Genomic DNA, 21,555 nt, shown 5'->3' with positions numbered 1-21,555 from the left:
TGGGGGAAGAAGGGTGCGTGGGGGGAGCACCCGGGGCCTGCGGGGGGGTTATCGGTCTCCGAAGACGGTGCGGTGCCAGTCCTTGCGGGCCACCGCGGTGGTGTCGAACATGACGTGCTTGACCTGGGTGTACTCGTCCAGGGAGTACTGGGACATGTCCTTGCCGTAGCCGGACGCCTTGTAGCCGCCGTGCGGCATCTCGCTGATGATCGGGATGTGGTCGTTGACCCAGACGCACCCGGCGGCGATCTCCCGGGTGGCGCGCAGCGAACGGTGCACGTTGGCCGTCCAGGCGGAGGCGGCCAGGCCGTACGGGGTGTCGTTGGCCAGCCGCAGCCCCTCGTCGTCGCCGTCGAAGGGCAGCACCACCAGCACCGGGCCGAAGACCTCGCCCTGGACGACCTCGCTGTCCTGGGCCGCGCCGGTGATCAGGGTCGGCGCGTAGTAGGCGCCCCGGGTGAGGTCGGTGCCGTCGTGGCCCTTCGCCGGCGCGGGGCCGCCGGTGACGACGGTGGCGTAGGAGCGGGCGCGCTCGACGAATCCGGCCACCCGGTCCCGGTGGGCGTACGAGACCAGCGGGCCGAGGTCGGTGCGCGGGTCGCGCGGGTCACCGATCCGGATGGCCGCGTACAGTTCGGCGACTCCGGCCACGAAGGCGTCGTAGAGCGGGCGTTGGACGTACGCGCGGGTGGCGGCGGTGCAGTCCTGGCCGCTGTTGATCAGCGAGGCGGCGACGGCGCCGTGCACCGCGGCGTCCAGGTCGGCGTCGTCGAAGACCACGAACGGGGCCTTGCCGCCGAGTTCCAGGTGGGTGCGCTTGACGCTCGCGGTGGCGAGCTCGGCGACCCGTCGGCCGACGGCGGTGGAGCCGGTGAAGGAGACCATCGCGACCCCGGGGTGGGAGACCAGGTGCTCGCCGGCCGTGCGCCCGGCGCCGGTGACCACGTTGACCACGCCGTCCGGGATGCCCGCCTCGGTGCAGGCCCGGGCGAACATCACCGAGGTCAGCGGGGTCAGCTCGGCCGGCTTGAGGACGATGGTGTTGCCCGCGGCGATCGCCGGGAGGATCTTCCAGGCGGCCATCTGCAGCGGGTAGTTCCACGGCGAGATCGAGCCGACCACGCCGATCGCCTCGCGCCGTACGTAGGAGGTGTGGTCGCCGGAGTACTCACCGGCCGCCTTGCCCTCCAGGTTGCGGGCGGCGCCGGCGAAGAACGCCGCGTTGTCGACGGTGCCGGGGACGTCGAACTCGGTGGCCAGCTTGACCGGCTTGCCGGTCTGCGCGGTCTCCACCCGGGCGAGGTCGTCGGCCGCCGCGCCCAGGACGGCGGCCAGCCGGGTGAGCGACTCGGAGCGGGCCCCCGGGGTGGCGGAGGACCAGCCGGGCAGGGCGGCCCGCGCGGCGGCGACGGCGGCGTCCACGTCCCCGGCGGTGGCCAGCGCGACCTGCTGGACCACCGTGCCGTCGGCGGGGTTGACGACCTGGAAGGGCTCGCCGCTCCCCCGGGTCTGACGGCCCGCGATGTACTGCGCGCCCGCGCCGAAGTCGGTCAGGTCCATCTGGGTTCCTCCAAGTGACAGCGGTTCGACCGCGCTGCGGCGAAACGCTTCCGCGGTGGGGCGTCTGCGGTGGGGGTCTGCGGTCCCGCTGACCTTGCCAACTGCGGGGTTGACGTGACAAGGGTCACTTCGACAGTCTCGGCACGAAGGGCCTTACAGAGTGCAAGGCTCTTCGCAGGGCAACAGGTCGTTGTGACGATGGATGATTCACCTGACACTCTGTCCCCTCCCACCCCGTCCGACCCTCCTCCCCCGCTCTTGGAGGCCCGCGATGCTCCCCACCGTCGCCCGCGTGCTCGACCTCGAGGTGATGCGGCGCGGACTGCCCCAGGTCGTGGCCGGCGCCGACCGCCTGGAGCGGCCGGTCCGCTGGGTGCACGTCAGCGAGCTGCCCGACGTCGCCGGCGTGCTGCAGGGCGGCGAGCTGGTGCTGACCACCGGCATCGCCCTGCCCGAGGACCGCGAGGGCCTGGCCCGCTACGTCCGCGACCTGGACGAGGTCGGCGTGGCCGGTCTGGTGGTCGAGTTCGGCCGGCGCTACTTCGACACGCTGCCGCGCGCCCTGGTGCACGCCGCCGAGCAGCGCGGACTGCCGCTGATCGCGCTCCGCCGGGAGGTGCGCTTCGTCGCCGTCACCGAGGCCGTGCACGCCCTGGTGGTGAACGCCCAGTTGGAGCAACTGCGGGTCTCCGAGTCGGTCCACCAGGTCTTCAACGAGCTGGTGGTCGAGGGCGCCGAGCCGCCCGAGGTGATCCGCCAGGTGGCCCGGATGGCGGGCGCGCCGGTCGTCCTGGAGAACCTGGCCCACCAGGTGCTCGCCCACGACAGCGCCGGACGCCCCGAGGCCGAGCTGCTGGAGGACTGGGAGCGCCGCTCGCGCGGGGTCCGCCCGCCCGGCCGCACCGGCCACGACCCGCGCAGCGGCTGGCTGGTGACCACCGTCGGCGCCCGCGGCCAGGACTGGGGCCGGCTGGTCCTGGCCCTGGAGCCCGGCCCGCTGCCGGAGGGCCAGGCGCACCCGCACGCCATGCTGCTGGAGCGCGGCGCCTCCGCCCTGGCGCTCAACCGGCTGGTGGTGCGCGACCGGGAGAGCCTGGAGCGGCAGACCCACCGCACCCTGCTCTCCGGCATCCTCACCCACGCGCTCACCGTCTCCGAGGTGGCCCTGCGCGCCCAGGCCCTCGGCGTCCCGCTCGACGGCCGCCGACTGGTCGGCGTGGTGCTGCGCCAGCGCCGCGGGCCGATCCCCGCCGCGCTGGAGGCCCAGGCCCGGCTGCGCGACTTCACCGAACTGGCGGCCGGCGCGGTGCGGGCCAGCCGGCTCTCCGCCCTGGTCGGCGCGCTGGACGACGAGGGCGTCGGCCTGCTGATCGCGCTCGGCGCCCAGCAGGACGAGCACGCCGCCCTGGAGACCTTCTCCGCCACCCTGCGCCGGATGTCCGCCGAGGCCGGCCGGGAGGGCGCCGACGCCCCGGGCCCGGTGGTCGCGGTCGGCTCCTCGGTCGGCTCGGTCCGGGACGCCCGGCGCACCCTGCTGGAGGCCGCCCAGGTCGCCGACGCGGCCCTGCACGACGCGCCCGGCGGGGGCCGGACCGCCTCCTACTACCGGCTGCCGGACGTCCGGCTGCGCGGCCTGCTCCACCTGCTGCGCGACGACGCCCGCCTGCAGACGTACGTGGAACGGGAGTTGGGCCCGCTGCTGGCCCACGACGCGGAGCACAACGGCCAGTTGGTGCAGATGCTGCGGATCTACCTGGAGCAGGGCCGGAACAAGTCGGCGGCGGCCGACGCCGCCCACCTGTCCCGGCCGTCCTTCTACGACCGGCTGCACAAGGTCGAGCGGATCCTCGGCGTCGACCTCGACCAGGTGGAGTCCTGCCTGTCCCTGCACGTGGCGCTGCTCGCGCTGGACGCCGTGCGCCGGTAGCGCCGGTAGCGCCGGTGGCGCCGGTAGGTCCGGGGGGCCGAGGGGGTCACACCCCGGTGATGCGCCCCCAGACCTTGTGCAGCTCCGGCCGCTCGGCGGAGGTGACGTCCCGCATGCCGTGCAGCCGGGCGCGCATCTCCTCGGTCGGGAACACCAGCGGGTTCCCGGCGAGTTCGGCCTTGTCCTTGTCCCCGCTGTTCGCCAGCACCTCGCGGGCGGCCGGCACCGGGCAGATGTACTGGACGGCCGCGGCCAGTTCGGCGGCCACCTCGGGCTGGTAGTAGTAGTCGACCAGCAGCTCGGCGTTGCGCTTGTGGACGGCCCGGTTCGGGATCATCAGGCTCTCCGCCCACAGCTCGCCGCCCTCCTCCGGCACCACGAAGGCGATGTCCGGGTTCTCGGCGGTGAGTTGGACGGCGTCGCCGGAGTAGGCCTGGCAGGCGACCGCGGCACCGGAGGCGAGGTCGCTGGTGTAGTCGTTGCCGGTGAAGCGGCGGACGTGCCCGGTGTCGACCATCTTCTGCACCAGGTCCATCGCCTTGTGCGCGTCGTCGTCGCCGAACCGCGCGATGTCCGCGCCCTGGGAGAGCATCAGCAGCCCGAGCGCCTCGTCCAGCCCGGCGAACAGCGTGATCCGGCCCTTGAGGTCGGGCGCCCAGAGGTCGGCGGTGGACTTGAGCTCCCGGCCCAGCGCCTTGCGGTTGTACGCGATGCCGGTGATCCCGGACTGCCAGGGCACGCTGCGCCGGCGCCCCGGGTCGAAGACCGGGTTCGCCAGCTGCGGGTCCAGGTTGGCGGTGACGTTGGGCAGGTTGGCCCGGTCCATCGCCTGTACCCAGCCGAGCGAGACGTACCGCCCGGCCATCCAGTCGCTGATCACCATCAGGTCCCGGCCCGGGTCGGCGCCCTGGGTGAGCACCGGGCTGATCTTGCCGAAGAACTCGTCGTTGTCGTTGATGTCCTCGGTGTAGGTGACCGCGATCCCGGTCTTCTCGCTGAACGCGTCCAGGGTCGGGCGCTTCCCCTGGTCGTCGGTGTCGATGTACTGCGTCCAGTTGGAGAAGTTCAGCCGCATGTCGCGCTCCGAGCGGTCCGGCGCCGAGCGGCGGTCCTCGGCGACGTACGCGGACGGGATGCCGCAGCCGGTCAGCGTGCCGGCGCCGAGCAGCGCGGCCCCGCCGAGCACCGAACGTCGGCGTACGGCGGGAGAGGGGGAGGGTCGGCGGGTCGGGGTGGAGCTGCGGGACATGGGGGGCCTTCCGGAGCGTGGAACGGCCCCGGGAACACGCGGGTGCGCCCGGGGCCGTCCTGGTAGGTACGTCAGACGGTGTGCGCGTCGGCCAGCGACAGCACCTCGTCCAGCACCGCGAGGCCGGCCTTGGCCTCCTCCTCGGTGACGGTGCACGGCGGGACGACGTGGAAGCGGTTCATGTTGACGAACGGCCAGAGCCCGCGCTGCTTGCAGGCCGCGGCCAGCTCGGCCATCGGCGCGTTGGCGGCGCCCGCGGCGTTGTACGGGACCAGCGGCTCCCGGGTCTCCCGGTCCTTCACCAGGTCGAGCGCCCAGAACACGCCGAGGCCGCGCACCTCGCCGATCGAGGGGTGCCGCTCGGCCAGCGCGCGCAGGCCGGGGCCGAGCACCGTCTCGCCGATGTGCTTGGCGTTCTCGACGATGCCCTCCTCCGCCATGGCGTTGATCGTGGCCACCGCCGAGGCGCAGGCCAGCGGGTGCCCCGAGTAGGTGAGCCCGCCGGGGAACGGCCGCTCGGCGAAGGTCGCGGCGATCTCGGCGCTGATCGCCACGCCGCCCAGCGGGACGTAACCCGAGTTGACGCCCTTGGCGAAGGTCATCAGGTCCGGCACCACGCCCCAGTGGTCGGCGGCGAACCACTCGCCGGTGCGGCCGAAGCCGGCCATCACCTCGTCCAGGATGAACACGATCCCGTAGCGGTCGCAGATCTCCCGCACCCCGGCCAGGTAGCCCGGCGGCGGGATCAGGATGCCGGCGGTGCCGACCACCGTCTCCAGGATGACCGCGGCGACCGTGCCCGGTCCCTCGAAGGCGATCACCTGTTCCAGGTGCTCCAGCGCGCGCTCGCACTCCTGCGCCTCGTTCTCGGCGTGGAAGTTGGAGCGGTAGGCGTACGGGCCCCAGAAGTGCACCACGCCGGAGACGCCGGTCTCGTTGGCCCAGCGCCGCGGGTCGCCGGTGAGGGCGATCGCGTTGGCGGTGGCGCCGTGGTACGAGCGGTAGGTGGAGAGCACCTTCTGCCGGCCGGTGTGCAGCCGGGCCAGCCGGATGGCGTTCTCGACCGCCTCGGCGCCGCCGTTGGTGAAGAAGATCTTGTCCAGGTCGCCCGGGGTGCGCTCGGCGACCAGCCGGGCCGCCTCGCTGCGCGCCTCGACCGCGAAGCCGGGGGCGATGGTGCAGAGCTTCGCCGCCTGCTCCTGGATCGCGGCGACCACCTTCGGGTGCTGGTGGCCGATGTTGGTGTTGACCAACTGCGAGGAGAAGTCGAGGTAGCGGTTGCCGTCGTAGTCCCAGAAGTACGAGCCCTCGGCGCCGGCCACCGCGAGGGGGTCGATCAGCGCCTGGGCGGACCACGAGTGGAAGACGTGCGCGCGGTCGGTGGCCTTGACCGCCTGGCCGGCGGCTGAGTCAGCGGTGGGGATGCTCATGCCGGTAAGGCTAGGGCCGAGCGCCCCCGAAGTGCAGTTTCATCCTGTCAGCCGGACACGCGACCCGCCGACACGGTGCAAAGCGACAGGGCCCGGGTCGAAAAGACCCGGGCCCCTTGTCAGTTCAGACGACTTGTGCGCAGCCTCAGATGGCGGTCATGACGTGCTTCACCCGGGTGTAGTCCTCGAAGCCGTACGCCGACAGGTCCTTGCCGTAGCCGGACTTCTTGAAGCCGCCGTGCGGCATCTCGGCGACCAGCGGGATGTGGGTGTTGATCCAGACGCAGCCGAAGTCCAGGCGGCGGGACATCCGCATGGCGCGGGCGTGGTCCTTGGTCCACACCGAGGAGGCCAGCGCGAACTCGACGCCGTTGGCGTACTCGACGGCCTGCTCCTCGTCGGTGAACTTCTGCACGGTGATGACCGGGCCGAAGACCTCGTTCTGGATGATCTCGTCGTCCTGCAGCAGGCCGGAGACGACGGTCGGGGCGTAGAAGTAGCCCTTGTCGCCGACCCGGTGGCCACCGGCCTCGACCTTGGCGTGGGCGGGCAGCCGCTCGATGAAGCCGGCCACCTGCTTGAGCTGGTTGGCGTTGTTCAGCGGGCCGTACAGCACGTCCTCGTCGTCCACGCCGCCGGTCTTGGTCTCGGCCGCGGCCTTGGCCAGCGCCTCGACGAAGGCGTCGTGGATCGACTCGTGCACCAGTACGCGGGTGGCGGCGGTGCAGTCCTGGCCGGCGTTGAAGTAGCCCGCCACCGAGATGCCCTCGACGGCCTCGGCGATGTCGGCGTCCTCGAAGACCACGACCGGGGCCTTGCCGCCCAGCTCCAGGTGGACCCGCTTGACGTCCTTGGAGGCCGACTCGGCGACCTGGATGCCGGCCCGGACGGAGCCGGTGATGGAGGCCATCGCCGGGGTCCGGTGCTCGACCATCAGCTTGCCGGTCTCGCGGTCGCCGCAGATGACGTTGAAGACGCCGGCCGGCAGCTCCAGGTCCTTGAGGATGCCGCCGATGATCTCGGCCAGCAGCACGGTGGAGGCCGGGGTGGTGTCCGAGGGCTTGAGGACCACGGTGTTGCCCGCGGCGATGGCCGGGGCGAACTTCCAGACCGCCATCATCATCGGGTAGTTCCACGGCGCGACCTGGGCACAGACGCCGACCGGCTCGCGGCGGATGATCGAGGTCATCCCGTCCATGTACTCACCGGCGGCCTTGCCCTCCAGCATGCGGGCGGCACCGGCGAAGAAGCGGATCTGGTCCACCATCGGGCCGATCTCCTCGGAGAGGGTCAGCGCCCGGGGCTTGCCGGTGTTGCGCACCTCGGCGTCGACGATCTCGTCGGCCCGGGCCTCGACCGCGTCGGCGATCTTGAGCAGCAGCTTCTGCCGGGTGCTGGGGGTGGCGTCGCGCCAGACCGGGAAGGCGGCGGCGGCCGAGGCCATGGCCGCGTCCACGTCAGCGGCACCGGACAGCGGCGACGTCGCGTAGACCTCGCCGGTGGTCGGGTCGACGATGTCGAGCGTGCGGCCGTCTGCCGCGTCGACGAACTCACCGTTGATGTAGTTGCGCAGCGTGCGAAGGTCGCTCACGGGTCTCTCCTCGGTCTGGGCCTGCGGCATTGCAGATTCCGGCGCCATGGTACGTCGGCGGATCGGGCCTACGAAGGGTGCCGAGTGGCCCGGCCGGAGGCGGCGCGGTCCACTGGTGGCGGAATGCGCGCCGCCCTGCGGGGGCGCGCGCGTACCGTGCCAGGGTAGCCGGAAGACTGCTGGGATCGACAGCCTCTGTGCGCACACACGATGAAATCCGCATGGGATTTCCGGAAGCGCGACGAAATCAGCAGTTTCCACGCTTGCGAACACGGGAACGATCAGGCACAGTGGCCGCGTGGCCAACCGCGACCGGAACGCGAGTGTTCCCCTCGACGCCGCCTCCAAGGCGATCATCGAGCAGCTCCAGGAGGACGGGCGTCGCCCGTACGCCGCCATCGGCAAGGCCGTCGGCCTGTCGGAGGCAGCCGTACGGCAGCGCGTCCAGAAGCTGCTCGACCAAGGCGTGATGCAGATCGTCGCCGTCACGGACCCGCTCACCGTCGGCTTCACCCGCCAGGCGATGGTCGGCATCCGGGTCGAGGGCGACATCGAGCCCGTCGCCGACGCGCTGGCCGCCCTCGACGAGGTCGACTACGTCGTCTGCACCGCAGGCTCGTTCGATCTCCTGGCCGAACTGGTCTGCGAGGACGACGAGCACCTGCTCGAAATGATCAACAAGCGCATCCGCGCGCTTCCCGGCGTGCGGAGCACCGAGAGCTTCGTTTACCTGAAGCTCCGGAAACAGACCTACACCTGGGGCACCCGATGACAGCCGACCCGGCGCAGAAGGACCTTTCCAAGACCGCCTACGACCACCTGTGGATGCACTTCACCCGCATGTCGTCGTACGAGAACTCCCCCGTGCCGACCATCGTCAAGGGCGAGGGCACGTACATCTGGGACGACAAGGGCCGGAAGTACATCGACGGCCTGGCCGGCCTGTTCGTCGTGCAGGCCGGTCACGGCCGCACCGAGCTCGCCGAGGTCGCCGCCAAGCAGGCCAAGGAACTCGCGTTCTTCCCGATCTGGAGCTACGCGCACCCCAAGGCCGTCGAGCTGGCCGAGCGCCTGGCCAACTACGCCCCGGGCGACCTCAACAAGGTCTTCTTCTCCACCGGTGGCGGCGAGGCCGTCGAGACCGCTTGGAAGCTCGCCAAGCAGTACTTCAAGCTGATCGGCAAGCCGACCAAGTACAAGGTCATCTCCCGCGCCGTCGCCTACCACGGCACCCCGCAGGGCGCGCTGTCCATCACCGGTCTGCCGGGCCTCAAGGCCCCGTTCGAGCCGCTGGTGCCGGGCACCCACAAGGCCCCGAACACCAACATCTACCGCGCCCCCGCCTTCCTCGAAGGCCCGGACGGCACCGTCGACCCCGAGGCCTACGGCCGCTGGTGCGCCGACGAGATCGAGGTCGCCATCCTCAACGAGGGCGCCGAGACCGTCGCCGCCGTCTTCGTGGAGCCGGTGCAGAACGCCGGCGGCTGCTTCCCGCCGCCGCCCGGGTACTTCCAGCGCCTGCGCGAGATCTGCGACCGCCACGACGTGCTGCTGGTCTCGGACGAGGTCATCTGCGCCTTCGGCCGCCTCGGCACCATGTTCGGCGCCGACAAGTTCGGCTACGTGCCGGACATGATCACCTGCGCCAAGGGCATGACCTCGGGCTACTCCCCGATCGGCGCCACGATCATCTCGGACCGCATCGCCGAGCCGTTCTACAAGGGTGACAACACCTTCCTGCACGGCTACACCTTCGCCGGCCACCCGGTCTCCTCGGCCGTGGCGCTCGCCAACCTCGACATCTTCGAGCGCGAGGGCCTCAACCAGAAGGTCCTCGACAACGAGGCCGCCTTCCTGGGCACCCTGAACAAGCTGCGCGACCTGCCGATCGTCGGCGACGTCCGCGGCAACGGGTACTTCTACGGCATCGAGCTCGTCAAGGACAAGGTCACCAAGGAGACCTTCAACGACGACGAGGTCGAGCGCGTGCTCTACGGCTTCCTGTCGAAGGCCCTGTTCGACAACGGCCTGTACTGCCGCGCCGACGACCGTGGCGACCCGGTCATCCAGCTGGCCCCGCCGCTGATCTCCGACCAGTCGACCTTCGACGAGATCGAGCAGATCCTGCGGACCAGCCTCACCGACGCGTGGGCCAAGCTCTGATCCCCTGAGCCCTCTCCCCACCCTCCGCCGAAGGGCGGCCCCGCACCCGCGGGGCCGCCCTTCGGCGTTCCCGCCCCCGCCCGCCCCAGCCGCGGAACATCACAGTCGAACGACCAAACATGCCTGAATGCGGGTGATTTGCCCGTGATGGACCAGAGCGCCGCAACCCCGACCGGCCCCGGTCGTTCTAATCTGACGACTGTCATATCCCTGCGGCCACCCAGGATGGAACCTCATGTCAGCGGCACCGCCTGACAACGACGTGCTGTGGGCCCGAGGGATCGTCAAGTCCCACGACGGCACCCCCGCCCTGCGCGGCATCTCCATCGGCGTCCGCGAGGGCGAGGTGCTCGCCGTCACCGGCCCGCGCGGCTGCGGCAAGAGCACCCTGCTCGGCTGCCTCTCCGCCCAGCTCCCGGTCGACGAGGGCGAGGTCTGGTTCAACAGCTCCCCCGTCCACACCCTCGGCCGCGCCGGCCGCGAACGGCTGCGCCGCGACCGCTTCGGCTTCGTCGGCTCCGAACCGCACCTGGTGCCCGAACTCAGCGCCCGCGAGAACGTCGCCCTGCCGCTGCTGCTCGCCGGCGCCGGGAACAAGGCCGCCTACACCGCCGCCGACGAGTGGCTGGAACGCCTCGACGTCGGCGACATCTCCCGCCAACGCCCCGACCGGCTGGTCCAGAGCCAGCGCCAGCGGATCGCCGTGGCCCGCGCCCTCGCACCGCTGCCGCCCGTCGTCTTCGCCGACGACCCCACCGCCCCGCTGCACCGCGAGGCCGCCGACCAGGTCCTGCGGATACTGACCAGCGCGGCCCGCTCCCACCAGCTCACCCTCGTCCTGGCCACCTACGACCCCGAGCTCGTCCGGTTCGCGGACCGCGCCGTCGCCCTCGTCGACGGACGGCTCACCGCCCCCGCCGCCCCCGTCCCGCGCGGCACCCCCGCCCCGGGCACGGCCGGCGCCTCCGCCGTCACGGCCACCCGCCGCTGACGCCCAGTCGCTGCCAGAGCCGAGCCGCTGAAAGAGTCGACGTGTTCTACCTCCGTCTGGCCCGGGGCTACCGGGTGCCCGACCTCGGCCGCTGGCTGCTCACCGCACTGGCGGCCGCCGTCGTCGCCGCGTTCCTGCTGCGCTCCCTCGGCCGCGCGCTGAGCGACCCGCTCGGCGGCACCGACGCGCTGGCGCGGCTGCTCTGGTGCCTGCCGCCGCTCGCCGCCGTCGCCTGGTTCGCGGCCGTCGCCGCCCGCTCGGTGCCCGCCCGACGGCCCGAACGGATCGCCGGCCTCACCGCCGCCGGGGCCGGCTCCCGCCGGATCCGCACCCTGATCGCCGGCGAGGTCGCCCTCGCCTGCACCCTCGGCAGCGTGCTCACCCTGCTGCTCTTCCTGGTGCTGCGCAACGACATCGCCGGGCCCTCGCTCGCCCCCGACCTCGGCATGGGCGTGCCGCTGCCCCCCGCCGCACCGGTCACCCTGCTCGCCCTGGTCCCGCTCACCGCGGGCCTCGCCGCCGGCTGCTCGGTGCCCGTCGCCGAGACCCTGCCCGGCGGCCGCACCCACGGCCGGACCGGCTTCGGTCCGCTGCGGATCGCCGTACCGGTCGGACTCGTGGTGATCGGCGCCGCGCTCGAACTCATCGCGCTGCGGCCCGGCGCCCCCGCCGACGGCCGTCCGATCCACCTGCCCGCCGGACTCGGCAGCACCAGCACCGCTGCCCTCGGCGGCTGGGCCGCCGGCGCACTCGGCCTCGCCCTGCTCACCGGCCCGCTGCTCGCCTGGACCGGACGGCTGCTCGCCCTCGGCCGGCCCACCCCGCTGCGGCTGCTGGCCGGACGCGGCCTCACCGCCCAGGCCCGCCGGCTCGGCCCGCCGCTGGCCGTCCTCACCCTGGTCGTCGCCTTGGTGCTGACCACCGTCCGCTACTGGATCGGCACCCCCGACAGCGTCGACGCGCTGCCCGCCGTCGAGGCCTGCCTGGTGCTCGGCTGCACGGCCGCCGCGGTGATCGCCCGGCTCGCCGAGGTCCGCACCGACCGCCGGGAGATCACCGAGGCGCTGCTGCGCCTCGGTGCCTCGCCCCGGCTGCTGTTCGGCGCGATCGCGCTGCGCACCCTCGCGGTCGGCACCACGCTGCTGCTGACCGGCGGGGCGACCGCCGCGCTGGCGGCCGCCGGGCTGCGGTAGTTCCCGACCCGCTCGTCAGCCCGCCGCGGCGAGCTGACCGCAGGCGCCGTCGATCTCCTGGCCGCGGGTGTCGCGGACGGTGGTCGGCACGCCGTGCGACTGGAGCCGGCGGACGAACTCGCGCTCGTCCTCGGGCCGGGAGGCCGTCCACTTGGAACCCGGGGTCGGGTTCAGCGGGATCAGGTTGACGTGCACCCGGTGGTTCTTGATCAGCCGGCCGAGCAGGTCGGCACGCCAGGCCTGGTCGTTGATGTCCTTGATCAGCGCGTACTCGATGGAGATCCGGCGACCGGACTTCTCCGCGTAGTTCCACGCCGCGTCCAGCACCTCGGCGACCTTCCAGCGGGTGTTCACCGGGACCAGCTCGTCGCGCAGCTCGTCGTCCGGGGCGTGCAGCGACAGCGCCAGGCGGCAGCTGAGGCCCTCGTCGGCCAGCCGGTTCATCGCCGGGACGAGGCCGACCGTGGAGACCGTGATGCCGCGCTGGGACAGGCCGAAGCCGTCCGGCGCCGGGTCGGTCAGCCGACGGATCGAGGCCAGCACCCGGTTGTAGTTGGCCAGCGGCTCGCCCATGCCCATGAAGACCACGTTCGACAGCCGCGCCTCGCCGCCCGGGATCTCCCCGGCCTTGAGCGCGCGCATCCCGGCGGCGATCTGCTCGACGATCTCGCCGGTGGACAGGTTGCGGGTCAGCCCCGCCTGGCCGGTGGCGCAGAACGGGCAGTTCATGCCGCAGCCTGCCTGCGAGCTGATGCACATGGTGACCCGGTCCGGGTAGCGCATCAGCACGGACTCGACGAGCGTGCCGTCGAACAGCTTCCAGAGCGTCTTGCGGGTGGTGTCGTCGTCGCAGGACACGTGGCGCACCACCGACATCAGCTCGGGCAGCAGGCTCCCGGTGAGCTTCTCCCGGCTGGCGGCGGGGATGTCCGTCCAGTCCGCCGGGTCGTTCGACATCCGGCCGAAGTAGTGGTTGGAGAGCTGCTTGGCGCGGAACGGCTGCTCGCCCAGCTCGGCGACGGCCTCCTTGCGCTCGGCGGGGCTCAGATCGGCGAGGTGTCGCGGGGGCTTTGCGCCGCGCGGCGCGACAAAGGTGAGTTCTCCGGGCTTAGGCATGGTTGTTCCAGTGTCGCAGACGCGCGGGGGCCCCGGACGCCTGGCGTCCGGGGCCCCGCTGCGGATCCGCTGGTCAGCTCCCGACGAAGGCCGCCAGCAGCAGCCAGACCACCGGGGCGGTGGGCAGCAGCGAGTCCAGCCGGTCCATGATCCCGCCGTGGCCGGGCAGCAGCGTGCCCATGTCCTTGATCCCGAGGTCGCGCTTGATCATCGACTCGCCCAGGTCGCCCAGGGTCGCGGTGACGGCGGCGCAGCCGCCCAGGATCAGGCCCTGCCACCAGCTGCCGCCGTCGATGATCAGCTGCATCAGCACGGCGCCCGCCAGCATCGACAGGCCGATGCCGCCGGCCAGGCCCTCACGGGTCTTGCCGGGGCTGATCGTCGGGGCCAGCTTGGTCTTCCCGAACTTGTAGCCCACCGCGTAGGCGCCGGTGTCGCTGCAGATCGTGACGATCAGGAAGAGCACGATCCGCTGGGGGCCGTCGTCGGCCGCCAGCATCATCGCCACGAAGGTCGCCAGGAACGGCACGTAGAAGGCGGTGAACACCCCCGCCGTTATGTCCCGCAGGTAGTTCTCCGGCGGCTCGGCCATCCGCCAGACCATCACCGCCAGCCCGGTCAGCGCGAGCGAGGCCGCGGCCCACTCGACGCCGGCCCAGTAGCCGGTGGCGATCATGGCGATGCCGCCCACCAGCAGCGGCACCAGCGGCGCCTTGATCTGCTTGCGCTCGGACAGCCGGCTGGTCAGCTCCCAGACTCCGACCGAGGCCGCGGCCATCACGACGAACAGGAACAGCGCCTTCACCACGAACAGCGAGGCGATGATCACCACGCCGAGGCCCACCCCCACGCCTATGGCGGCCTGGAGGTTACGGCCGCCGCGCTGCTTGCGCGGCTCCGGCTGCGGGGCGGGCTGGGCGGCCACGGGTGTCTCCTGCCCTGGATGGGACGACGGCACGAAGGGGGGCTGCCCGGCCGCCCAGTGGCTCTGCGGCGGCGCGGGATGCACCGGAGCCCCCGGGTACGGCGGGGTGCCGTGGCCGGGGGCGGGGGTGACGTCGTCGGTTATCGCGCGCAGCACGACCGTCTCCGTCACACCGGGCGGCGCCGACTGGGGCTGCTCGTCCCGGAACAGCGGTCCGCCGGGTCGGCCGGCCTCCCGGGCCTGGTCCGCAGCGGGGTCGGTCGGGCGGCCCTCCGCGGCGTGCCGACCGGGGGCCGCGGGCTGACCGGGCGCCGCCGACCGGCCCCGGGGCGGGCCCTGGGCCGCACCGCCGGCCGGGCCGTGGGCCTGGCCCTGGGCCGGACCGTCGGCCGGCCCGCGGTCGGGCGCACCGGGGTGCGGGCCGGGGTCGGCCGGTACGGGAGGCATGACCTGAGTCTCCTCCGCGTCGCCGCCCCAGTACACCGGAGGCTGCTGCGAGTGATCCGAACGGAGGCCCTCGTCCCCCGGGACGGCATCCGGCCCGCCCTGGTGGGCGGCCCGGGCCCCCGGCTGACCGGGGTGCCCCGGGAAGGGCTGCGCCTCGACCGGCGCACCGGGGCCGGACCGGCCGGGGGCCGGCGGTCCCTGGACCGGCGCCGGCTGCTCGCCGTACCCCGGCGCCGGACTGGCCGGCTGCCGGGGTGCCTGCGGCTGCGGCGCCGGGCGGTAGGGCTGGAACTGCTGGTCGGACGGGCCCCAGTAGCCAGGGGCGTCAGGGGCGTCGTTCATCAGACCTCGAGCAGCTCGGCTTCCTTGTGCTTCAGCAGCTCGTCGACCTGGGCCACGTACTTGGCCGTGGTGTCGTCGAGCTCCTTCTCGGCGCGGCGGCCGTCGTCCTCGCCGACCTCGCCGTCCTTGACCAGCTTGTCGATGGCGTCCTTGGCCTTGCGGCGGACGGCGCGGATCGAGACCTTGGCGTCCTCGCCCTTGGTCCGGGCGATCTTGATGAACTCCCGGCGGCGCTCCTCGGTCAGCTCCGGCAGCACCACCCGGATGATGGAGCCGTCGTTCGACGGGTTGACGCCCAGGTCGGAGTCGCGGATCGCCTGCTCGATGGCCTTCAGCGCGGTCTTGTCGAACGGCGAGACGACCGCCATGCGCGGCTCCGGCACCGAGAACGAGGCCAGCTGGTTGATCGGCGTGATGGCGCCGTAGTACTCGGCGACGATCTTGGCGAACATCGCCGGGTGGGCACGGCCGGTGCGGATCGCCGCGAGGTCGTCCTTCGCGACGGCGACGGCCTTCTCCATCTTCTCCTCGGCCTCGAGGAGGGTCTCTTCGATCACTGTGATCTCCCTGTCCGGTTCATCTGCTGTTGTCCCGACCGGCGTCGGCATCGGGGCCGGTCGCGGCGGACGCCGTCCCGTACGGCGGGTTGCTGCTCAGGCCCGGACAGAATCCTGGCTGATGAGTGTGCCGATCTTCTCACTCTTCACCGCACGCGCGATATTGCCCTCCGCCAGCAGTTCGAAGACCAGCATCGGGAGGTTGTTGTCCTTGCACAGGGTGATCGCGGTGAGGTCGGCGACCTTGAGGTCGCGCGCGATGACCTCGGAGTACTCCAGCGCGTCGAACTTCACCGCGTCCGGGTTGGTCCGGGGGTCGGAGTCGTAGACGCCGTCCACGCCGTTCTTGCCCATCAGCAGGACGTCGGCGTGGATCTCCAGGGCGCGCTGGACGGCCGTGGTGTCGGTGGAGAAGTACGGCATGCCCATACCGGCGCCGAAGATCACCACACGGCCCTTCTCCAGGTGCCGGACGGCCCGCAGCGGCAGGTACGGCTCGGCGACCTGGCCCATGGTGATGGCGGTCTGGACCCGGGTCTCGATGCCTTCCTTGACCAGGAAGTCCTGCAGCGCCAGGCAGTTCATGACGGTGCCGAGCATGCCCATGTAGTCGGAGCGGGCCCGGTCCATGCCGCGGACCTGGAGCTCGGCCCCGCGGAAGAAGTTTCCGCCGCCGATGACCACCGCGACCTCGGTACCGGCGCGGACGACCGTGGCGATCTCACGGGCGATCGCATGCACGACGTCCGGGTCGACGCCGAGCCCGCCGCCACCGGCGAAGGCTTCACCGGACAGCTTGAGCAGCACCCGGCGGCGCGAGCCCGCCTTGGGGTCCTGCGCGGTCTCCTGCGTCTCCTGCATGGACTTCTCCTTTATTGCACCTGCTGGCTCACAGGCCTGGGCGTGCGGATGCCCGGCCTGCGTGTACACGAGAGGAGGCCACTGCCGCGGGAACCGGTTCGGTGTCCTGCACGGCAATGGCCTCCTCGTCGTTCATGGTGCCGACACGGCCCGCCCATGGACGGTTGGCGCTGGGTGAGCCCGTTCGGCGATCCGCCCGCCCTGGTCAGCGGGCAGCGGCGGTTCCCAGCCTAGAGGGGCCGGGGACCGGGTGGAACGTGGCTCAGGCGCCGACGCGGAAGCGGGCGAAGCGCTTGAGGGCGACGCCGTTCTCCTCGAGGACCTTGGCGACGGTCTTCTTGTTGTCCTTGGCGAAGGCCTGCTCCAGGACGGAGTTCTCCTTCACGAAGCCGGTGACGCGGCCCTCGACGATCTTCGGCAGGGCGGCCTCCGGCTTGCCCTCCTCGCGAGCGGTGGCCTCGGCGACGCGACGCTCGTTCTCGAGGTCCTCGGCCGGGATGTCCTCGCGGGACAGGAACTTCGGCGCGAAGGCGGCGATGTGCTGCGCGACGTCCTTGGCGACCTCGGCGTTCTCCTTGTCCAGCTCGACCAGGACGCCGACGGCCGGCGGCAGGTCGGGGCTGGTCTTGTGGAGGTAGACCGCGACGAAGCCGTCACCGTCGAACTGCGCGAAGCGACGGAAGACGATCTTCTCGCCCAGGGTCGCGTTGGCCTCGTCCACGAACTGCTGGACGGTCTTGCCGGCCTCGATCTCGGAAGCCAGGGCGGCGTCCAGGTCGGCCGGGGCGGTCTTGGCGACGTGGGCGGCGATCGCGTCGGCGACCTCGACGAACTTCTCGCCCTTGGCGACGAAGTCGGTCTCGCAGTTCAGCTCGACCAGAACGCCGGACTTCTTGTCCTCGGCGATCAGCGCGGCGACGGCGCCGTTGGAGGCGTCACGGCCCTCGCGCTTGGCAACGCCCTTCTGGCCCTTGATGCGCAGGAGCTCGACGGCCTTCTCGACGTTGCCCTCGGCCTCGTCCAGGGCCTTCTTGCAGTCCATCATGCCGGCGCCGGTGAGCTCACGGAGCTTCTTGACGTCCGCGGCGGTGAAGTTCGCCATGGTGTGAATCTCTTCTCGCGTCTCGCGTGTCTGCGTGGAGTGGCGCCGGGACCGATGTTTCGGTCCCGGCGCGGGAGAGAGGGGCACCTGCCGGTGGTGTACCGGCGAGTGCCCCTCACCCTTGGTACGTCAGGCCTGCTCGGCCGGAGCCTCGGTGGCCGGGGCCTCAGCGGCCGGAGCCTCGTCAGCGGGGGCCTCGGCCTCGGCGGCGGCGGGGGCCTCCTCGGCCTTCTTCTCGCCCTCGATGAGGTCCTTCTCCCAGTCGGCCAGCGGCTGGTCGGCGCCCGGCTCGGCCTTGGTGTCGCCCTTGGCGACACCGGCGCGGGACTTCAGGCCCTCGGCCACGGCGTCGGCGATCACGCGGGTCAGCAGGGTGACGGAGCGGATCGCGTCGTCGTTGCCCGGGATCTTGTAGTCGACCTCGTCGGGGTCACAGTTGGTGTCGAGGATGGCGACGACCGGGATGTTGAGCTTCCGGGCCTCGCCGACCGCGATGTGCTCCTTCTTGGTGTCCACGATCCAGACAGCGCTGGGAACGCGCTGCATGTCGCGGATACCGCCGAGGGTCTTCTCCAGCTTGTCGTGCTCGCGCTGGAGGACCAGGAGCTCCTTCTTGGTGAGGCCGGAACCGGCCACGTCCGAGAAGTCCAGCTCGCCGAGCTCCTTCAGGCGCTGCAGACGCTTGTAGACGGTCGAGAAGTTGGTCAGCATGCCGCCGAGCCAGCGCTGGTTCACGTAGGGCATGCCCACGCGGGTGGCCTGCTCGGCGATGGCCTCCTGGGCCTGCTTCTTCGTGCCGACGAAGAGGACGCTGCCGCCGTGGGCAACGGTCTCCTTGATGAACTCGAAGGCGCGGTCGATGTAGTTCAGCGACTGCAGCAGGTCGATGATGTAGATGCCGTTGCGCTCGGTGATGATGAAGCGCTTCATCTTCGGGTTCCAGCGGCGGGTCTGGTGACCGAAGTGGACGCCGCTCTCAAGCAGCTCCCGCATCGTGACGACGGCCATTGCCGTGCTCCTCAGGTGTTACGGCCCGACTGTGGCGGCCCGCGGGAAGTTCTCCCTCGGGCGATTGCCTACGGCCGGGTCAGTCTCGGTTGTCCGTGGCGGCCAGGTGACAGCCACGCCTGACGCCCCGATCGTGCCGAGCCGCTTCCACCCGCTCGGTCCGGGGACCGGTCGGGCTCGGCGGACCGAGCGGCACTCGCACCTGGCGGCGCTGCGGATGAACCGCATCCGACCACCGGTGGCGGGGCGTGCGAAGTCGACCCGGTGGACCGGGTCGCGTGTGAAGTGTACGGGAAGCGCCGAGCCGCGAGCGACTTCACGGGCGTCCGGGGGCCTGCGGGCGGACTGCGCACGGGCTGCCGATGGCCTGGGGGAAGCCCGGGAAACGGCGGCGGCGGACGGGGCCGCAGCGGCCGGCGGACGCTTGCCGGCTGGTCGGCCCACTGCCCGCCCACCAGCCCCCGCATGCCGTCCGTACACCGGATGGCGGCACCCGTACACCCGTCGGGGGGACGGCGGCCGGCGGCGGGGGCGGTTTGTCCACAGGAATCCGGAAGCGGGTGGTCTGGGAGGCGGGGCGCGGCCAGTCTCGGGGCATGACTGGGCGCAGCGGGGTTCTACGGGGTTGGGTTCGAGGGAGTGGGGTTCGAGGGAGTGGGGTTCGACGGACGGCCACCGGGGCGGGCCGGAGGATGGGGCGGGGGATCGTGCTGGGGGTGGTGCTCGCCCTGCTGGGGAGTGCGGGGGTGGTACGCGCCTCGGCGGACGACGGGATCACACCGGGCGGGGGTTCCGGCCACGGGCCGGCGCGGGCCTGGCCGGTGGGCGGGCCCGGCGGGGTGCTGGGGCGCTTCGAGCCGCCGGCGAAGCCCTGGGCAGCCGGCCACCGGGGCGTGGACCTCGCCGCCGGGCCCGGGGTGGAGGTGCGGGCGGCGGCGGCCGGGGTGGTCGCGTTCTCCGGGCTGGTGGCGGGGCGGCCGGTGGTGACCGTGCTCCATCCCGGTTCCGGGGCTCCCCCGCTGCGGACCACCTACCTCCCCGTCACCGGCACCCTCCCGGTCGGCGCCGAGGTGGCCGCCGGGCAGGTCATCGGACGGCTCACCCCGGACGGGCGGCACTGCGGCGCACGGGACTGCCTGCACTGGGGGCTGTTGCGCGGCAACCGCTACCTCGATCCACTGGCCCTGCTCGGCACGGGGCGGGCCCGCCTGCTGCCACTGGGCGGTACGTGACGGCTCGGGCCGCGCGGAACGGGTCTGGCCGGACTGCTCGGGCCGGGCCGCTCGGGCTCGGCGGCTCGGGTCGGGCCGCTCGCGCCGGACTGCTCAGGTCCGGTCGAGGCCGTGCAGTGCCAGGGCGACGGCGGCATCGGCAACCGCCTCGGGGGACTCGACCGGGCAGCCCCCGCGGTCCCCGGCAGCGAGTTGCTCGGTCCGGCGGACGGCCGCCTCGACGACCCCCTGCAGCAGTGCCGCGGCGAGCCGGGGCTGGTCGTGGCCGAGGTCCTCCAGGGCCCGGACGACCAGTCCGACGAGCCCGCCGTGCGCCGCCCGGATGCGCTCCCGCGCGGCCTCGTCCAGTTCCAGCGCCGAGATGGCGGTGACCGCCCGGTGCCTCGGGTCCCCGTCCAGCGCCAGCTGGCCCCGGACGTACGCCTCGATCCGCTCGGCGGCGGTCTCGCAACTCGCCATCCCGGCCTCGATCTCGGCCGCCCAGAGCGGGAAGTCCACCTCGCACAGTGCCTCGACCACGGCGGCACGGGAGCGGAAGTACTCGTAGACCGAGGAGCGCGCCAGCCCGGTACGGGCGGCGAGCGACGGGAAGGTCAGGGCCTCCATACCGCCCTCGGTGAGCAGGGTGCGGGCAGCGTCCAGGAGGGCTGCCCGCTGCAGCTGGCGATGCTCGGCCACCGTGGCCGCTCGGATCTTCGGCACGGACCCACTGTACGGAGCCCTACTCGCGACCGGAACGGCGCCGCGCATTCGGGCGAGGAGCGGGCCCGGCGGGCGGCTCCGACGCCCGCTACCGGATGTCCGAGAGCTTGGCCCGCAGCTGGAGGACGGACTTGGTGTGGATCTGGCTCACCCGGCTCTCCGTCACCCCCAGCACCTGTCCGATCTCGGCGAGGGTGAGGCCCTCGTAGTAGTAGAGCGTCACCACGGTCTTCTCCCGCTCGGGGAGGGTGTTGACCGCCTGGGCCAGCAGTCGGCGCAGCTCGCGGTCCTCGGCCACCTCGACCGGGTCGTCCGCGCCGTGGTCCTCCAGGGTGTCCACCAGGCTGAGCCGGTCGCCGCCCTCCCCCACCGGGTGCAGCAGTTCGTCCAGGGCCACCACGTTGGCGAGCGACAGCTGGCTGAAGATCGCGTGCAGATCCTCGATCGCGATGCCCATCTCGGCCGCGACCTCGGGCTCGTGCGGCGTCCGGCGCAGCCGGGCCTCCAGCGTCGCGTACGTCCGCTCGACGGCCTTCGCCTTCTGCCGGACCGAGCGGGGGATCCAGTCCAGGGCGCGCAGCTCGTCGATGATCGCGCCGCGGATGCGGCTGATCGCGTAGGTCTCGAACTTGATGGCGCGGTCGATGTCGAACTTCTCGATCGCGTCGATCAGCCCGAAGACCCCGGAGGAGACGAAGTCGGCCTGCTCGACATTGGAGGGCAGGCCGACCCCGACCCTCCCCGCCACGTACTTGACGAGTGGTGAGTAATGGAGGATCAGCTGCTCGCGCAGCCGCTGGTCGCCCGTCTCCTTGTAGGAGCGCCAGAGCTCTTCGAGCGCGCTGCGCGCCACGGGTGGGGAGGTGGCGTCCGGCGTGGGGGCGCTCGAAGGCAACCGGGGGGCGCTGGTGACGGCCACACCCCCCGGCGCGTCCGCCTCGTCGAGCGCCCCGGTGCCGTGGACCGTCTCGACCGCGTGGGCGGCGTCGGCATGCTGGACCGGGTCGGCGTCCCTGGCCGTGTCCGCCGGCTGGCCCGGCACCACCGTCGGCCTGCCGCCCTGACGCGACAGGCCTCCCATCGTCCCCGCCGACTTGGGCGGGAACTCGGTCGCGGGGCGCCGCTCGGTCCGCGGCCCTCCCGCGGACCGAGCGCCACC

Annotated in this window: 18 protein-coding genes; 6 read left to right on the top strand and 12 right to left on the bottom strand. The window is 72.3% G+C overall.

Annotated elements, in window-relative coordinates; genetic code table 11:
* Positions 1-48: 48 nt before the first annotated feature.
* On the bottom strand, positions 49-1,560 hold the full coding sequence (locus tag ACFVXG_RS20605; protein WP_387929394.1) for a gamma-aminobutyraldehyde dehydrogenase: 1,512 nt from the start codon (positions 1,558-1,560) through the stop codon (positions 49-51).
* A 271-nt stretch (positions 1,561-1,831) separates the two neighbouring features.
* Between ACFVXG_RS20605 and ACFVXG_RS20600 the strand changes: the two genes are divergently transcribed.
* Positions 1,832-3,487, top strand: a complete 1,656-nt coding sequence (locus ACFVXG_RS20600) for a PucR family transcriptional regulator (RefSeq protein ID WP_387929392.1) — start codon at positions 1,832-1,834, stop codon at positions 3,485-3,487.
* A gap of 46 nt (positions 3,488-3,533) precedes the next feature.
* On the opposite strand, the gene ACFVXG_RS20595 is transcribed toward ACFVXG_RS20600, so the two are convergent.
* The 3 genes from ACFVXG_RS20595 to ACFVXG_RS20585 all read right to left on the bottom strand — a co-directional run bounded on the left by ACFVXG_RS20595 (position 3,534) and on the right by ACFVXG_RS20585 (position 7,787).
* Positions 3,534-4,736, bottom strand: coding sequence for a spermidine/putrescine ABC transporter substrate-binding protein (locus ACFVXG_RS20595; RefSeq protein WP_387929390.1), 1,203 nt, complete (start codon positions 4,734-4,736; stop codon positions 3,534-3,536).
* Positions 4,737-4,807: 71 nt separating this feature from the next.
* Positions 4,808-6,166: an aspartate aminotransferase family protein gene (locus ACFVXG_RS20590; protein WP_387929388.1), complete on the bottom strand. Its 1,359-nt coding sequence runs from the start codon at positions 6,164-6,166 to the stop codon at positions 4,808-4,810.
* Between the two features lie 145 nt (positions 6,167-6,311).
* The gene (locus ACFVXG_RS20585) at positions 6,312-7,787 is read right to left on the bottom strand and encodes a gamma-aminobutyraldehyde dehydrogenase (RefSeq protein ID WP_387929386.1); all 1,476 of its coding nucleotides are present in this window, start codon (positions 7,785-7,787) and stop codon (positions 6,312-6,314) included.
* A gap of 268 nt (positions 7,788-8,055) precedes the next feature.
* On the opposite strand from ACFVXG_RS20585, the gene ACFVXG_RS20580 reads away from it, so the two are divergent.
* From ACFVXG_RS20580 to ACFVXG_RS20565, 4 genes are all read left to right on the top strand, one after another.
* Positions 8,056-8,529 (top strand): Lrp/AsnC family transcriptional regulator, encoded by a 474-nt coding sequence (locus ACFVXG_RS20580; protein WP_030306695.1) that lies wholly within the window; start codon positions 8,056-8,058, stop codon positions 8,527-8,529.
* Positions 8,526-9,920, top strand: coding sequence for an aspartate aminotransferase family protein (locus tag ACFVXG_RS20575; RefSeq protein WP_387929384.1), 1,395 nt, complete (start codon positions 8,526-8,528; stop codon positions 9,918-9,920). Before ACFVXG_RS20580 ends, ACFVXG_RS20575 begins: the two co-directional genes overlap by 4 nt.
* A gap of 235 nt (positions 9,921-10,155) precedes the next feature.
* Positions 10,156-10,911 carry an ABC transporter ATP-binding protein gene (locus ACFVXG_RS20570; RefSeq protein ID WP_387929382.1) on the top strand — a complete coding sequence of 252 codons (756 nt, stop codon included), beginning with the start codon at positions 10,156-10,158 and terminating at the stop codon, positions 10,909-10,911.
* 41 nt (positions 10,912-10,952) lie between these two features.
* Positions 10,953-12,104: a hypothetical protein gene (locus tag ACFVXG_RS20565; protein ID WP_387929381.1), complete on the top strand. Its 1,152-nt coding sequence runs from the start codon at positions 10,953-10,955 to the stop codon at positions 12,102-12,104.
* Positions 12,105-12,119: 15 nt separating this feature from the next.
* On the opposite strand, the gene rlmN is transcribed toward ACFVXG_RS20565, so the two are convergent.
* From rlmN to rpsB, 6 genes are all read right to left on the bottom strand, one after another.
* The gene (gene rlmN / locus ACFVXG_RS20560; protein ID WP_387929380.1) at positions 12,120-13,220 is read right to left on the bottom strand and encodes a 23S rRNA (adenine(2503)-C(2))-methyltransferase RlmN; all 1,101 of its coding nucleotides are present in this window, start codon (positions 13,218-13,220) and stop codon (positions 12,120-12,122) included.
* 73 nt (positions 13,221-13,293) lie between these two features.
* Entirely contained in the window at positions 13,294-14,592 is a 1,299-nt protein-coding gene (locus ACFVXG_RS20555) for a phosphatidate cytidylyltransferase (RefSeq protein ID WP_387929440.1), read from the bottom strand.
* A gap of 341 nt (positions 14,593-14,933) precedes the next feature.
* Positions 14,934-15,491: a ribosome recycling factor gene (frr, locus tag ACFVXG_RS20550; protein WP_350508283.1), complete on the bottom strand. Its 558-nt coding sequence runs from the start codon at positions 15,489-15,491 to the stop codon at positions 14,934-14,936.
* A gap of 96 nt (positions 15,492-15,587) precedes the next feature.
* On the bottom strand, positions 15,588-16,352 hold the full coding sequence (gene pyrH, locus ACFVXG_RS20545) for a UMP kinase (RefSeq protein ID WP_030056790.1): 765 nt from the start codon (positions 16,350-16,352) through the stop codon (positions 15,588-15,590).
* A gap of 262 nt (positions 16,353-16,614) precedes the next feature.
* Positions 16,615-17,454, bottom strand: a complete 840-nt coding sequence (gene tsf / locus ACFVXG_RS20540; protein ID WP_188307062.1) for a translation elongation factor Ts — start codon at positions 17,452-17,454, stop codon at positions 16,615-16,617.
* 129 nt (positions 17,455-17,583) lie between these two features.
* Positions 17,584-18,462: a 30S ribosomal protein S2 gene (gene rpsB / locus ACFVXG_RS20535; RefSeq protein ID WP_387929378.1), complete on the bottom strand. Its 879-nt coding sequence runs from the start codon at positions 18,460-18,462 to the stop codon at positions 17,584-17,586.
* A gap of 692 nt (positions 18,463-19,154) precedes the next feature.
* Between rpsB and ACFVXG_RS20530 the strand changes: the two genes are divergently transcribed.
* Complete coding sequence (locus tag ACFVXG_RS20530; protein ID WP_387929376.1) at positions 19,155-19,694, top strand: peptidoglycan DD-metalloendopeptidase family protein; 540 nt, start codon at positions 19,155-19,157, stop codon at positions 19,692-19,694.
* Positions 19,695-19,787: 93 nt separating this feature from the next.
* Here the strand turns inward: ACFVXG_RS20530 and ACFVXG_RS20525 are convergent, their stop codons facing one another.
* Both ACFVXG_RS20525 and whiG read right to left on the bottom strand, forming a co-directional pair.
* Positions 19,788-20,372 (bottom strand): TetR/AcrR family transcriptional regulator, encoded by a 585-nt coding sequence (locus ACFVXG_RS20525; RefSeq protein WP_387929439.1) that lies wholly within the window; start codon positions 20,370-20,372, stop codon positions 19,788-19,790.
* Positions 20,373-20,484: 112 nt separating this feature from the next.
* Positions 20,485-21,291, bottom strand: a complete 807-nt coding sequence (gene whiG / locus ACFVXG_RS20520; RefSeq protein WP_387929437.1) for an RNA polymerase sigma factor WhiG — start codon at positions 21,289-21,291, stop codon at positions 20,485-20,487.
* Positions 21,292-21,555 lie beyond the last annotated feature (264 nt).

The organism is Kitasatospora sp. NPDC058162 (genome assembly GCF_042884005.1).
Taxonomy (GTDB): Bacteria; Actinomycetota; Actinomycetes; order Streptomycetales; family Streptomycetaceae; genus Kitasatospora.
Note: the sequence above shows the minus strand (reverse complement) of the source record. Positions and strands in the feature narration are given on the sequence as shown.

What these genes read in the sequence shown, in the direction of transcription:
- tsf (WP_188307062.1), bottom strand. Translation starts at nt 17,454, where the DNA reads ATGGCGAACTTCACCGCCGCGGACGTCAAGAAGCTCCGTGAGCTCACC.
- ACFVXG_RS20605 (WP_387929394.1), bottom strand. Translation starts at nt 1,560, where the DNA reads ATGGACCTGACCGACTTCGGCGCGGGCGCGCAGTACATCGCGGGCCGT.
- ACFVXG_RS20570 (WP_387929382.1), top strand. Translation starts at nt 10,156, where the DNA reads ATGTCAGCGGCACCGCCTGACAACGACGTGCTGTGGGCCCGAGGGATC.
- pyrH (WP_030056790.1), bottom strand. Translation starts at nt 16,352, where the DNA reads ATGCAGGAGACGCAGGAGACCGCGCAGGACCCCAAGGCGGGCTCGCGC.
- rpsB (WP_387929378.1), bottom strand. Translation starts at nt 18,462, where the DNA reads ATGGCCGTCGTCACGATGCGGGAGCTGCTTGAGAGCGGCGTCCACTTC.
- ACFVXG_RS20590 (WP_387929388.1), bottom strand. Translation starts at nt 6,166, where the DNA reads ATGAGCATCCCCACCGCTGACTCAGCCGCCGGCCAGGCGGTCAAGGCC.
- ACFVXG_RS20600 (WP_387929392.1), top strand. Translation starts at nt 1,832, where the DNA reads ATGCTCCCCACCGTCGCCCGCGTGCTCGACCTCGAGGTGATGCGGCGC.
- ACFVXG_RS20555 (WP_387929440.1), bottom strand. Translation starts at nt 14,592, where the DNA reads ATGCCTCCCGTACCGGCCGACCCCGGCCCGCACCCCGGTGCGCCCGAC.
- ACFVXG_RS20585 (WP_387929386.1), bottom strand. Translation starts at nt 7,787, where the DNA reads ATGCCGCAGGCCCAGACCGAGGAGAGACCCGTGAGCGACCTTCGCACG.
- ACFVXG_RS20530 (WP_387929376.1), top strand. Translation starts at nt 19,155, where the DNA reads ATGGGGCGGGGGATCGTGCTGGGGGTGGTGCTCGCCCTGCTGGGGAGT.
- ACFVXG_RS20595 (WP_387929390.1), bottom strand. Translation starts at nt 4,736, where the DNA reads ATGTCCCGCAGCTCCACCCCGACCCGCCGACCCTCCCCCTCTCCCGCC.
- rlmN (WP_387929380.1), bottom strand. Translation starts at nt 13,220, where the DNA reads ATGCCTAAGCCCGGAGAACTCACCTTTGTCGCGCCGCGCGGCGCAAAG.
- ACFVXG_RS20575 (WP_387929384.1), top strand. Translation starts at nt 8,526, where the DNA reads ATGACAGCCGACCCGGCGCAGAAGGACCTTTCCAAGACCGCCTACGAC.